The organism is Pseudoalteromonas sp. HM-SA03 (assembly GCF_002289345.1).
GTDB lineage: Bacteria > Pseudomonadota > Gammaproteobacteria > Enterobacterales > Alteromonadaceae > Pseudoalteromonas.
Genome location: NZ_NSDG01000022.1, coordinates 13,300 through 25,877, shown reverse-complemented (window position 1 = coordinate 25,877; position 12,578 = coordinate 13,300). Strand labels below are relative to the sequence as shown.

Annotated in this window: 12 protein-coding genes; 9 read left to right on the top strand and 3 right to left on the bottom strand. The window is 44.6% G+C overall.

Features of this window, described 5'->3' with window-relative positions; translation table 11 throughout:
* Positions 1-116: 116 nt before the first annotated feature.
* From tolC to CKO50_RS04360, 3 genes are all read left to right on the top strand, one after another.
* Positions 117-1,463, top strand: a complete 1,347-nt coding sequence (gene tolC, locus CKO50_RS04370) for an outer membrane channel protein TolC (protein ID WP_095727165.1) — start codon at positions 117-119, stop codon at positions 1,461-1,463.
* Between the two features lie 105 nt (positions 1,464-1,568).
* A complete protein-coding gene (gene lpxL / locus CKO50_RS04365; RefSeq protein WP_095727164.1) occupies positions 1,569-2,492 on the top strand; it encodes an LpxL/LpxP family Kdo(2)-lipid IV(A) lauroyl/palmitoleoyl acyltransferase in 924 nt (307 codons plus the stop codon).
* Between the two features lie 26 nt (positions 2,493-2,518).
* A complete protein-coding gene (locus CKO50_RS04360; RefSeq protein WP_095727163.1) occupies positions 2,519-3,127 on the top strand; it encodes a TcpQ domain-containing protein in 609 nt (202 codons plus the stop codon).
* Here CKO50_RS04360 and glnE read toward each other — a convergent pair.
* Positions 3,124-5,919 (bottom strand): bifunctional [glutamate--ammonia ligase]-adenylyl-L-tyrosine phosphorylase/[glutamate--ammonia-ligase] adenylyltransferase, encoded by a 2,796-nt coding sequence (glnE, locus tag CKO50_RS04355; RefSeq protein ID WP_095727162.1) that lies wholly within the window; start codon positions 5,917-5,919, stop codon positions 3,124-3,126. The two genes, CKO50_RS04360 and glnE, sit on opposite strands and share 4 nt — an antisense overlap.
* Positions 5,920-5,998: 79 nt before the next feature.
* On the opposite strand from glnE, the gene CKO50_RS04350 reads away from it, so the two are divergent.
* The 6 genes from CKO50_RS04350 to ruvX all read left to right on the top strand — a co-directional run bounded on the left by CKO50_RS04350 (position 5,999) and on the right by ruvX (position 10,284).
* Complete coding sequence (locus CKO50_RS04350) at positions 5,999-6,892, top strand: hypothetical protein (RefSeq protein WP_045989157.1); 894 nt, start codon at positions 5,999-6,001, stop codon at positions 6,890-6,892.
* 11 nt (positions 6,893-6,903) lie between these two features.
* On the top strand, positions 6,904-7,401 hold the full coding sequence (locus CKO50_RS04345) for a hypothetical protein (RefSeq protein WP_095727161.1): 498 nt from the start codon (positions 6,904-6,906) through the stop codon (positions 7,399-7,401).
* Positions 7,402-7,463: 62 nt separating this feature from the next.
* Complete coding sequence (rsmE, locus tag CKO50_RS04340; RefSeq protein ID WP_095727160.1) at positions 7,464-8,198, top strand: 16S rRNA (uracil(1498)-N(3))-methyltransferase; 735 nt, start codon at positions 7,464-7,466, stop codon at positions 8,196-8,198.
* A gap of 57 nt (positions 8,199-8,255) precedes the next feature.
* A complete protein-coding gene (gene gshB / locus CKO50_RS04335) occupies positions 8,256-9,215 on the top strand; it encodes a glutathione synthase (protein WP_095727159.1) in 960 nt (319 codons plus the stop codon).
* A gap of 19 nt (positions 9,216-9,234) precedes the next feature.
* Positions 9,235-9,792, top strand: a complete 558-nt coding sequence (locus CKO50_RS04330; protein WP_095727158.1) for a YqgE/AlgH family protein — start codon at positions 9,235-9,237, stop codon at positions 9,790-9,792.
* A 42-nt stretch (positions 9,793-9,834) separates the two neighbouring features.
* Positions 9,835-10,284, top strand: a complete 450-nt coding sequence (ruvX, locus tag CKO50_RS04325) for a Holliday junction resolvase RuvX (RefSeq protein WP_095727157.1) — start codon at positions 9,835-9,837, stop codon at positions 10,282-10,284.
* A gap of 295 nt (positions 10,285-10,579) precedes the next feature.
* On the opposite strand, the gene CKO50_RS04320 is transcribed toward ruvX, so the two are convergent.
* A complete protein-coding gene (locus CKO50_RS04320) occupies positions 10,580-11,467 on the bottom strand; it encodes a hypothetical protein (protein ID WP_095727156.1) in 888 nt (295 codons plus the stop codon).
* Positions 11,445-12,566, bottom strand: a complete 1,122-nt coding sequence (locus CKO50_RS04315) for a PilT/PilU family type 4a pilus ATPase (protein ID WP_095727155.1) — start codon at positions 12,564-12,566, stop codon at positions 11,445-11,447. The genes CKO50_RS04320 and CKO50_RS04315 overlap by 23 nt, the downstream gene beginning before the upstream one ends.
* Positions 12,567-12,578 lie beyond the last annotated feature (12 nt).

Here is a 12,578-nt window from a genome sequence, read left to right as displayed (position 1 = left end):
ATTAATATATTCTGTTACACTTGTTGGCGATGTTTTACGCATTTGGTCTTTAATTGGGCCGCAAAAACAGGGTAACATGCTGACAGTATAAAAATTGTCTAAGGACTGAGCGAAAAATGAAAAAAACTCTACTATCATTAGTTGTTGGGTTGTCGTGCGCACTTTCAAGCAGCCTGTCCCACGCGGAAGACCTACTGCAAGTATACGACATTGCAACGGCTAACGATCCTACCGTATTAAAGGCTAAAGCGCAGGCTGATGCGCAAAAATATGCACAAGACCAAGCATTAGGCGTATTGCTACCTCAGCTTGGTTTTCAAATGAGTTATACAGACGTTAACTCTGAAGGCCCATCGAGCCAGCAAAATGACTCAACAGGCTACACCATGTTTGAGTCTGACACTGACACCTTTCAGCGTTCAATCTCTCTAAGCCAAACCATTTTTGATATGGCATCTTGGCAAGGTCTTTCAATTGCAGAAAAACGTGCAATGCAAGCATCGACGCAATATGAGCAGCAAAAGCAGACCTTGATTGTCCGTATCGCTGAAGGTTACTTTAATGTGCTCAGTGCGTTAGATAGCCTAGAGTTTGTACAAGCCGAGAAGCGCGCTATTGAACGTCAACTAGAGCAGACAAAACAGCGCTACGAAGTAGGTTTGACTGCAATTACAGACGTGCATGAAGCAAGAGCGCAATTTGACCGTGCAGTTGCAGACGAAATCATAGCAGGTAATGCTGTTGAAACAGCACGTGAAACATTACGCACGATTACTGGTAAGTACCATGCTAAGCTAGATAAGTTAAATACTGAAACCTTCTCAACAGTTAAGCCTACGCAGAATACGAACGATTTTATCGAAATTGCAAAAGCGAAGAATTTAGACCTTCAAGTTGCAAAATCCGCGGTAGACATCGCAAAAGATCAAATTGACTTGGCAAATGCGGGACACTACCCAACATTAAACTTAAACGCCTCTTATTCTGATTCCCTAGCTAACAGTGCTGGTAGTCAACACGCACCACGTAGCGACAGAACTTCAGTAGGTTTAACGCTAGACGTACCAATTTACACAGGTGGTCGTACAGTTGCAGCAACCGATCAAGCTCGCGCAAACTTTGTTGCTAGCAGCGAAGATATGGAAGCGGCAATGCGTAACATGACGCGCTCAGTGATCACGTCTTATAACCAAGTGGTTTCAGACGTTGCAACTTACCGTGCGCTAGAGCAAGCCGTTGTTTCAGCAGAAAGTGCATTACAAGCAACTGAAGCGGGTTTTGATGTAGGTACTCGTACCATCGTTGACGTACTAGTCAGCACGCAAAACCTGTATAACGCGAAACGTAACTTAGCTGATATTCGTTATCGCTATGTACTATCGTCGCTACGCTTAAAACAAGCAGCAGGTACACTATCTCGTACCGATCTTGAAGCAATCAACCAAGGTTTAATTGAAGGCTAAGTGCTTCGATTATCACCTCTGAAAAGGCCAGCTATGCTGGCTTTTTGTATTTTTACAGCAATATAGATAAACTAGCCGCTTCAATTAAATCTTAGGTATATTACTTTGGTTACTCACTCACCTTTCAAATGGTCATTCTTAGCACCTAAATTTTGGCTGACTTGGCTTGGTGTTTTCGCCTTGTATTTAATCTCATGGCTCCCACAAGGTGTTCAATTTGCACTGGGTAGAGGCCTTGGACGTCTAGTCCATAAATATATGAAACGTCGCCGTCATATTGCTGATGTCAATTTGAAGCTTTGCTTTCCACACCTAAGTGAAGCAGAACACAAAGCTATGCTACTAAAAAATATGGAAAATACCGGCATAGCAACACTTGAAACAGGAATGGCATGGTGGTGGCCTGCGTGGCGTATCAATCAAGTGGTGGGCTCGATTAAAGGGCTAGAGCATATTGAAGCCGTGCAAAAGCAAGGAAAAGGGGTACTTATGCTGGTTCCCCATATGTTGCACCTCGAGATGGCAAGCCGAGTGCTAGGCACAAAAATGCAAGGTGTTGGCTTTTATCGCCCACACAATAATCCACTTATGGAGTTTTTTATGACCCGTGGGCGACTACGCTCAAATGAGTATTTAGTCACTAAACGAGACGTCAAAGGGTTATTGAAAACGCTCTCGAGCAAACGCGTTTGTTATTACCTGCCTGATCAAGACTATGGCCGCAAGCGCTGTGAGTTCGCACCTTTCTTTGCTGTTCCTGATGCTGCAACAACAACTGGTACTTTATTATTTTCTGCAAACAAAAAGGCTGAGACTTTAAGCTTACACTGTACGAGAGACGCAAAAGGGATGTATCATTTAGACATACAACCTATTTTAGAATCATTCCCAAGTGGCAATGATCTTGCGGATGTCACTCGCGTCAACGAGAGAATGGAGCAAGCAATCAATTGTGCGCCGGATCAATATATGTGGGTGCATCGTCGCTTTAAAACGCGACCTGATAAAAAGGCACCGTCGTTTTATTAGTGCCTAGTGTCTTGGAGTAGTTTGAAATGGCTAAGAAGAAAAAAAATAAATTATCGTCAATGTGGTTTTGGACAAAACACCTATCACTAGGTGTGTTACTCATTTGGGCTGCCTACTATTTTCTTTTTGGTGCCTCTAAAGACATGAACTTTAGAGAGACCACCAATGTTGCAGCGCAAGGCCTGTCGCAATTTTACGAAAGTTTTCGAAATAGCATAAGCAATCGTGATACTGATCGTGAAAAGTACGTTATCACACTCGGAAAACCCACCTACCCTCTTGACGATGCGCTAGCACAAAGAGCGCTTGCTGTTAAGCCATCTAATCCTAAATGGACTGGTGAAAAACAACCAAGGCGCTTCGACACAGGCGATACCTTAAAAGATGTGCTTACAAAACAAGCCAAAGAAGAAGGTGTGGAACTGTTTTGGTATCTAGAGCGTGATTATGTAGTGAAATACAACTTCCGTCTTGATACCGACTTTATTTCCGCACTCTATCAGGTTGGAACGGCGATAAACGACGACTTTGAGTTTCAAGTCTACACATTTTTCTGTCCGCGAGAGCGTGCTGCGGTTATCACCGAAAACCCTCCCGTTTACGTACGTGAAAACTGCCGTAAGCTAGCGGGTTAAGTAAGTACCCGCAGCCAAACTTGAGTGACTTGTTGTGCGTGTTGGTCAAACGCTTCACGCCCAACAACCCTACCTAATTGGTTTAAGCTATTAAAATGGTATTGATCTCTAAACAAACAATATGCGGAGATTAAGTGCTTCATTTCATTCCCATCAATCACTTCAACTTCACCCGCTTGCTCTAAAATACGTATATTATCTGGATAAGTACAAAGTGCTGGATACTGACTGCTATATCGCAACACAATGTACTGACTGATAAATTCAATATCCGTCATACCTCCAATTCCCTGCTTTAAATCAAAGTGACTGTCGCTATCTTGGTTAAGGTGGGCTCGCATTTTTTCACGCATATTGCGAACATCTTCCGCCAATTTAGGCACGTCTCGCTGCTGCATTAGTATTGCATGGCGTATTTCCTCAAATCGTGCGGCCATTTTCGGCTCACCTAACACCATACGAGCTCTCACTAGCGCCTGATGCTCCCATGTCCAAGCTTGCTCTAACTGGTATTGGTAAAAACTTTCTAGATTGATAGCGAGTAAGCCCGAGTTTCCTTCAGGGCGAAGTCGAGTGTCTAATTCATAAAGCATGCCGGAGAGCGTTTTGGTATTGAACAAATGCATTAAACGCTGCGCCAACTTCATATAAAACTGTCTTGAAGAGATAGGTTTATCACCCTGAGTTTGGCTTTCGCCGTCACGATTATGCACAAACACTAAGTCTAGATCTGAGTTGTAACCGAGCTCATATCCCCCCGCCTTGCCATACGCTATTACAGCAAAGCCTTTTTCTTCTATGGTTGCACCTTCAGGTGCACCAAAACGCGCGACCATGTGCCCCCAGGCAATATCGACGGCCTTTGCAATAATCGCCTCAGCAAGCGCAGTTAGATGATCGCTCACCTTCATAATGTCCAACACGCCAGTGGCGTCTGCAGCCGCGACTTTTAGCTGATGCGTTTGTTTAAATTGTCGCAGCGCTTCCATCTGTAGCTCAACATCTTGCTCATCTATACGCAAAAATGCTTGCTGGATCTCATTTTTATAGGCCGTTAATGGCAAAGGTTTATACAGAGTTTGCGGGTCGATAAGCTCATCAAGGAGGATCGGGTATTTCGCAATATGCTCAGCAATCCACGCGCTATGACAACAAAGTTTGATAAGTTGAGTCAACGCACCGTGATTTTCGTAAAGTAGCTCCAAATATGCAGTACGAGACGCTACTTTATTGATCACACTGAGCACGCGAGCGAGCGCCGGCTCCATGTTTTGTTTACTGAGCTCTCGTAGCAAGGCTGGCATTAACTTATCGAGAATATCGCGACCACGAGTGCCCGCCTGCTTTTTACTTAGCCCTTGTTTAAACTCCATCAAGTCAGTTTGCCAAGTTTCAAAACACGGCGCAGCTCGGCACTGGCCTAGCTGCGCAATTTCTCCCGTTTGCCACGCGTAAACCGCGCTATCGTCTTCATCTAATTCTTCTTCAGGCGGTTCACCAATGACTTGGCTAAACTCAGCCCGGATATGCTGCGTCACAACCTTTAGCATTTGCTCAACTTCGGCGTAATCGTTACATTGCAATAAGTGGCTCAGGCGCAGGCAATCTAAGTTGTTGTCGGGTAAAGTTTGCGTTTGTTTGTCGTCAAATGCTTGTAGATATTGCTCAACTTTACGCAGCACTAAATAGTTCTCATGCAGACAGTTTTTGACCTCGACAGGGACAATATCAAGCGTTTCTAGCTCTTCTAATGCCTGTAGCAATGAAGGGGTTTGTAATGGCGTTTCGCGACCGCCGCGTATCAGTTGCAAAGCCTGCACAATAAACTCTACTTCTCGAATGCCACCAGCGCCCAGCTTTATGTTATTCGTTAAGCCTTTGCGTCTCACCTCTTGGGCAATCATGTTTTTCATCTTTCGCAGTGAATCTATCACAGAAAAGTCGATATAACGGCGATAGACGAACGGCCGAATTAGGTGGTAAAACTCTTGCCAATACGGCGACGGCTCACCAATTGGCCGCGCCTTTAACATTGCATAGCGCTCCCATTCTCGACCTTGATCTTGGTAATAATCTTCCATCGCGGCATAGCTCATTACCAAAGGACCACTATCCCCAAATGGTCTTAAACGCATGTCGACTCTGAATACTTGGCCATCAATGGTAACTTGATTAAGCGCTGAAATAAGTTTTTGTGCCACTCTAGTGTAAAAAACTTGCGCCTCAATGCTACGCCGGCCACCGGATGTGTCGACACTTCGTGGATAGGCAAAGATCAAATCGATATCAGAGGAAAAATTCAGCTCCTTACCACCAAGCTTCCCCATGCCTAATACCGTCATAGGTATCGAGTTACCAGCCTCATCTTTTGGTGAGCCTGATTGCGCTTCTACGCTTAAGTACGCCCATCGGTACGCATTTGAAATCAAGGTATCGGACAGCTGCGAAACATAGCGAATACTGTCATCAATCTCATTGCCTGCAACCAAATCCAGCCACATCACTTTAAGCCAATACTTTAAGCGATAGTGACGCAGCTGCTGCCAAGCTTGTTTTTCTTCAACTAATGGCGCGGAAAAGTCAAACACATCAGGACAGTCGCGCATTTGCATCTGCGTATCATCGAGCAGCCAAACTCCCCACTCAGGAAATCGTGCAAGCGTACGCTCGGCAAAATCACTCAATGCCAGTAACCGTGCCAGTTTGGGCTCCATCGGCGCATCACCATAAATCATTTGGTAACGCTCTTGAGCAAGCGTATTCAGCGCTGCTTGAACAAACAATTCCGACATAAAAAACTCCACGGTAGACTGGCTCTCTTTGCGAGCAGTGTTATAGTAACTCTATCTAAAACACAACCTTACACCGAGTATGAGTTATTTGTCTTTAAACAATATCAACTTTTTAGCGATTTTGATTTGCTTTGTCATTGTCTGCGGTTTGACTATTTTGCTGCGTTTAATGATCCAACGTAGCGCCAACAATCTCCTGGATGACGAGCTCGCACAACGTGACAACTTTGCACTTGGGATCAGCTATGCCAGTCAAGTGACGATGCTGTGTGTTTGTGTTGCATACTTATTCAATGATTTAGGTGTGGTGAGAGCGCAGGCACACCCTCTGCAAGTGGCCTTACATATTGGGTTGATTATTGCCTTTGTATACTTCGGCCAATGGATCCATCGCAAATGGATTCTGTATCAGTTTGACGAAGAAGAAGCGATTTTAAAACAAAATATCTGCGCCGCGATGGTGGACTCCGGCATGTTACTTGGTAACACCATTTTGGTGCTTGGTTTATATCATTGGGTGCACCCGAAAGGCTGGAGCGATCTATTAGTCGTAGCCCTCGGTTTTATGCTATTGCAGCTGCTTTATACATTAGATAGTAAAATCAGAGAAAGTCGCTTTGCCAAGTTTAACCAAGGTGCTTCTTTACAACAAAATTTTAATCTCAGAAACACCTCTATCGGAATTCGCTATGCAGGCAAATCCATCGGCCTCTCTTTAGCCATGTATGCGGGGCTGCACAGTGCTCCCTACCATGGAGCAAAAGTGGTAGAGAACTTGTTTTCGGTTGTCATGCATTGCGGTGTAATGTGGCTTTTTCTTTACATTGGTAGTTACGTATTGCTGCATTTATCCTTACCTAAGGTCAATATTGGTCTAGAGGTAGACCACCAAGATAACGTTGGCATCGCATGTTTGGAGTTTGCAGTTTTCTGCTCAATAGGCTATTTACTTATTAACTTGTTTTCGGTGTAACGCAATACTGCATGAATGCTTTAAGTGATGGACTTTTACTGGTAGATAGCAATTGGGATTTTAGCCAAGAACTCGTCGAGCATTTGCAAAATGTGCGCTCTAGCCAAGCCAGTAATATAATTATCGCAGGTGACAACACCAAACAAATGCTCAAGATGATGTTTAAAGAGCAAATAAAAGACTACTGTTATTGTGACTTTGACAATGAAATCAGTGTATCTGAACTTGCCAGCTATTTGCATCGTCATCATAACATTCATGCCGTACTGCTCTATTCTTTGGACTATCATTTAGCCACCGAGGAGCAGCGTTTTATTTTTGATTCTCTTCACCCACATCGGTTTTTAATTGAACAAACCCCGCAAGGTTTTCAGCTCAGTAAACTGCACTCACAAGCATTAGTCAATCACTTATCTTGTCATCCGGATACTGCCGGTTTACCCGACCCCGACTTGATGCTTGCTAAGCTCACCGGGTTGCTATGTGGTAAAGCTAAAGTGGCAGGATGATATAGACTAACCGTGCACAAGCGCTTACCATTGCCACAAAACAGCAACTGAATAATCGAATTATGCGAATTCCACATATTTATCAAGACTCGCCTTTGGCCATTGGTGTGCCAGTTACTTTGGATGATGACGCTGCAGGACACATAGGCCGAGTGCTTAGAATGACAACCAAAGATAAAGTCAGCCTGTTCAACGGACAGGGCGGCGAGTACCTATGTCAATTAAGTGAAGTTGGGAAAAAGAAAGTGGTTGCTGTACCTGAATCATTTGAAGACAAAAATGTAGAATCTCCACTTACCATACATCTTGGGCAAGGGATTTCTCGCGGTGATAAAATGGACTTCACTATTCAAAAGTCGGTAGAGCTGGGCGTGAGCGAAATCACCCCTTTGTTTACCACACGCTGCGGCGTTAAATTAAGTGGTGAGCGTCTAGCAAAAAAACACCTGCAATGGCAAAAGATAGCAATTGCCGCGGCCGAGCAATCCGGACGTAATACCATCACTGTTATTCACCCGCCGGTGGAGTTGTCTGAATGGCTTGCACAGCAAAGCGACGAGTTAAAAATCACACTGCACCCTCGCGCCGAACATTCAATAAAAACACTGCCGTATAGCCAGTCTGGGATCCGCTTTTTGGTGGGGCCTGAAGGCGGCTTTACCGATGAAGAGCTCGACGCCACCGCTCAACAGCGGTTTGTTGATGTCCGTTTAGGCCCGCGTGTGCTTCGTACAGAAACTGCAGCGCTAACGGTACTGAGCGCACTACAGCTACAATTTGGCGATTTAGCACTTTAAATATACAGAGCAACCCCCATATCATGGGTAAACTCAGCAAGCGCAATGGGAGCGTCTATGACGATTAAATTAGGGATCATTTCCGATCCAATCAGTGGCTTTAACATTAAAAAAGACACCGGGTTTGCCATGATGCTGGCGGCCCAGCAGCGCGGCTATGAATTGTATTACATGGAAATGAATGACCTTTTCTTGTACCAAGGCGTTGCCAAAGCGACCGCAGCAAAAGCGCAGGTCTTTGACGATACTTCCCATTGGTATGAACTAGCTGAGAAACAAGAAATCGATTTGGGCGACCTTGACGTTATTTTAATGCGTAAAGATCCGCCTTTTGACACTGAATATATTTACGCCACTTATATTCTTGAGCGCGCTGAACTTGCGGGATCGCTTGTAGTAAATAAACCACAAAGCCTGCGCGACGCCAATGAAAAGCTCTTTACGGCGTGGTTTAGCGAACATACTCCAGATACTTTGGTTACGCGTAATCAATCACAAATTCGCGAGTTTTTAGCTAAACATGGCGATATCATTCTCAAGCCGTTAGATGGGATGGGCGGCGCGTCTATTTTTAGAGTGAAACAAGATGACGCAAATATTGGCGTGATCTGCGAAACACTTACCGAGCATGGTTCTCGCTATGCGATGGCGCAAAACTATATTCCAGCCATTAAAGACGGTGATAAGCGCGTGTTAGTGGTAGACGGTGAAGTGATGCCATACTGCTTGGCTCGCATTCCACAAGGCGGTGAAACTCGTGGTAATCTCGCGGCAGGCGGCCGTGGTGAAGCAAGACCTATTAGCGAATCGGACCGTAAAATTGCCGAAGCCATTGCCCCAACGTTAAAGGCAAAAGGCCTGATATTCGTTGGTCTGGATATCATTGGTGATAAGCTCACCGAAATCAACGTCACTGCACCAACCTGCGTGAAAGAAATTGAAGCGGCGTATGACATTTCAATTATGGATAAGCTTTATGATGCGATCGAGCGAAAACTCGACCATACTAAACATTAACCATTAAGGGGGTCAGGTTATGAAATCACTCGCTAATCACTTTTTAGTGGCAATGCCCAGCATGGACGACCCTTTTTTTAATCATACGGTAACCTATCTTTGTGAACACAGCGAAGATGGCGCGATGGGGTTGGTGGTAAACCACCCTATCGACATCACCGTGGGCGAATTGCTTGATCAAATTGATATCGATAACGACAAATCTAGCCAAGCGGCTAAGGTAAACATCTACGCTGGTGGGCCTGTTCACACCGACAGAGGCTTTGTATTACATACGCCAAAGTTTGGTTACGCCTCAAGCCAAGAGCTTAGCTCTGAAATTATGATCACCACATCAAAAGATGTCTTAGCCTCTTTAACGTCATCACGCTCTCCCGAAGGATTTATCATCACTTTGGGCTACGCCGGATGGGTAAGTGGTCAGCTAGAGAAAGAACTGAAAGAAAACACTTGGTTAGTCGTCGAGGCTGACCCCGAAATCATATTTAATACGCCACCCGAAAAGCGTTGGGAAAAAGCAGTGCAAATGCTTGGTATCGACGTTGCACAATTAAGCTCGCAAGCGGGTCATGCGTAACTAACCTGTCATTTTGAGCTTAGGTTAATAAACGAAGTATTCATGGAAAACAAAAAAGAAAAAGTGCCTAAAGGTAAACGTAGCGTCATCGGGTTTGACTTTGGCACTAAAAGTATCGGCTTGGCTATCGGCCAAGAAATCACCGCAACCGCATCAAGTTTAGGTGCTGTAAAGGCAAATGATGGCATTCCAAATTGGGATGACATCGCCATATTTATTAACGAATGGCAACCTGATTTATTAGTGGTTGGCTTACCACTGAATATGGATGGTACCAATCAAGATTTAACATTCAGGGCAAAAAAGTTTGCCAACCGCCTGCATAACCGCTTCCGGTTGCCGGTAGAAACACAAGATGAGCGCTTGACGACAGCTGACGCCAGAGCACGCTTATTTGAACAAGGTGGCTATAAGAACCTCGCAAAAGGTAAGGTAGACGGCATGTCCGCTTGTATTATTCTCGAAAGCTACTTTGAAGCGATGTGGGAATAGAATAGCCCGCCTAACTCTTGGGCCTGCTTTATTTTCCACCAAGTGAATTGATATTTATACACTGCGTGGTCGGTGTAGCGATAACACACTAAAAATATCAATCTCGCTCCGCGACCTTTAATATCAAAAATTCAATTCTGATATTAAAGGTACGGCTAACTGTAAAAGTCCTCATATTTAACGGACTCTCAACTCCTTCAATCACCTGCAATAAGGCAATTCTTATTCCTCTAAACACTATGGTGAAATCGCCATTTTTGTACAGCTAGCAAGCCGCGAGTAGGCGTATAAATGACTAGCGAAGCTCCTGTGTAGGGTTTACGACTTGATACTTATTCAAATCAGGTATTAACCCTGCTTGCTGATATGCGCTTGTGATCCGGCCTTGCTCACGTAGTATTGCAAGGCCTTTTTGTAATGCAGCAAACGCTCGCTCGCCTTCAGGATGAAGCCGAGACACCGCAAAATGTCTGCTGTCGTTTAACAGCACGACTAGATGCTCATTAGCAATGAGCTCAACATCTTCCAAAACAAAGCGATTATCTCGCTTCGGCATAAGTGGCATCAACATAAAGTCGACCCAACCTTTGCTCACCATACGCGCTTGTGACATCCAATCGGATTCAGCATGAAGCTGTTTAAGCGGAAGTGACTCTAAAGTTTGCCAATCGGTCTGCCACTTAGGATTGGATACCGAAGTTAGCTGGGTGAGACCTTGCTCCTCTTTTAGCTGCTTTACTTTTTGGTTATCTATCCCGTGATAAATACCAGCAAAATACTGGCCTTTTTGAATAACGGGCTCACTGATAAAAAGCAGCCGGCCTTTATTTTCAAGGTCTGCTTTCCAATAGCTATCAAAGTGAAGTAGTTGCTCTCCTTTTTCAAGCAAATTGGACTCACGAAAACTGACAAAACCTGGAGTAAAAATAAACGTTTTGTCGAAACCACCTTTTTGTAAGGCTTGCTGTGCTATCACCATATCGACAACATCACGACGTAAATACTGGCCACTAAAATCGGTGATCTTTGTGACATCGCGTTCACCAACAAAACGTTGATAATTAGCGAGGACATCATCTCTAATAAAAACATTAAGCGCTTCGCTGGCATTCAGTACACCAGCAAAGCCCAGCACAAAAGCGAAGAATAGATGGCTGCGTTTAGTTCTTCGAATCCAACCCATCTACCGTAACTCCTTGTAGGAAACCCGCACCTTTTTGTTCATTATTTTGCAACTTTATCATCAGCCGAAGATCGTTTGGCGAGTCAGCATGATGCAGGGCATCGGCATAGTTGATCCGCTGCTGCTTATAAAGCTCAAACAACGCTTGGTCAAAGGTTTGCATACCCATGTCTTTCGATTTGGCCATTGCCTCTTTAATTGAGCCAATATCGCCTTTTTTAATAAGCTCGGCAACGAGTGGGGAGTTAAGTAGTACTTCAATGGCAGCTTCTCGGCCTTCGCCCTTTGAAGAAGGCACAAGTTGTTGCGCCACAATAGCACGTAAGTTCAGCGCCAAATCGTACTTCAGTTTATCGTGCTTTTCTTTAGGGACTAAGTGCATGATACGGTCAATGGCCTGATTGGCATTATTGGCGTGCAAGGTTGCAACGCATAAATGCCCTGTTTCCGCAAAACTCAATGCATACTCCATGGTTTCTTGCGAGCGAATTTCACCAATTAAAATAACATCTGGCGCTTGGCGTAATGAGCTTTTTAAGGCAGATTCGAAACTGTCAGTATCAATGCCCACTTCACGCTGAGTAATGATGCTTTTTTGGTGTTGATGCACAAACTCAATGGGGTCTTCAATGGTTAAAATGTGGCCACGTTGGTTACGATTACGATAGCCAAGCAATGCTGCAAGCGAGGTTGATTTACCCGTGCCCGTACCACCCACAAATAACACCAAGCCACGTTTGGACATGATCACATCGGTCAGTACCGACGGCAAACCTAACTCATTGACATCTGGAATGGCAGTAACGATACGGCGGATAACCATGCCCGCGCAATCCCGTTGCCAGAATGCTGAAACACGAAAACGCCCGATATCATTGGCAATCGCAAAGTTACACTCTTTAGTGTTAAAGAATTCTTGCTTTTGCTTGTCGCTCATAATCGAGGTAACAAGATTCAGTGACTGCTCGGCATCTAAGCTTTCTTCACTCAAAGTTCTTAGCTCGCCATCAATTTTGGCGCTCACCGCAAGTCCTGCCGAAACGAATAAGTCGGATGCTTGCTGATTTGCCATCGTTTGCAAAAACGGTTCTATATTCATCGCTACACCACT

Bases quoted from the DNA above. Each gene is read 5' to 3' on its own strand.
- CKO50_RS04330 (WP_095727158.1), top strand. From the start codon at position 9,235: ATGAAATCACTCGCTAATCACTTTTTAGTGGCAATGCCCAGCATGGAC.
- glnE (WP_095727162.1), bottom strand. From the start codon at position 5,919: ATGTCGGAATTGTTTGTTCAAGCAGCGCTGAATACGCTTGCTCAAGAG.
- CKO50_RS04360 (WP_095727163.1), top strand. From the start codon at position 2,519: ATGGCTAAGAAGAAAAAAAATAAATTATCGTCAATGTGGTTTTGGACA.
- gshB (WP_095727159.1), top strand. From the start codon at position 8,256: ATGACGATTAAATTAGGGATCATTTCCGATCCAATCAGTGGCTTTAAC.
- ruvX (WP_095727157.1), top strand. From the start codon at position 9,835: ATGGAAAACAAAAAAGAAAAAGTGCCTAAAGGTAAACGTAGCGTCATC.
- CKO50_RS04320 (WP_095727156.1), bottom strand. From the start codon at position 11,467: ATGGGTTGGATTCGAAGAACTAAACGCAGCCATCTATTCTTCGCTTTT.
- CKO50_RS04350 (WP_045989157.1), top strand. From the start codon at position 5,999: ATGAGTTATTTGTCTTTAAACAATATCAACTTTTTAGCGATTTTGATT.
- rsmE (WP_095727160.1), top strand. From the start codon at position 7,464: ATGCGAATTCCACATATTTATCAAGACTCGCCTTTGGCCATTGGTGTG.
- CKO50_RS04345 (WP_095727161.1), top strand. From the start codon at position 6,904: ATGAATGCTTTAAGTGATGGACTTTTACTGGTAGATAGCAATTGGGAT.
- tolC (WP_095727165.1), top strand. From the start codon at position 117: ATGAAAAAAACTCTACTATCATTAGTTGTTGGGTTGTCGTGCGCACTT.
- CKO50_RS04315 (WP_095727155.1), bottom strand. From the start codon at position 12,566: ATGAATATAGAACCGTTTTTGCAAACGATGGCAAATCAGCAAGCATCC.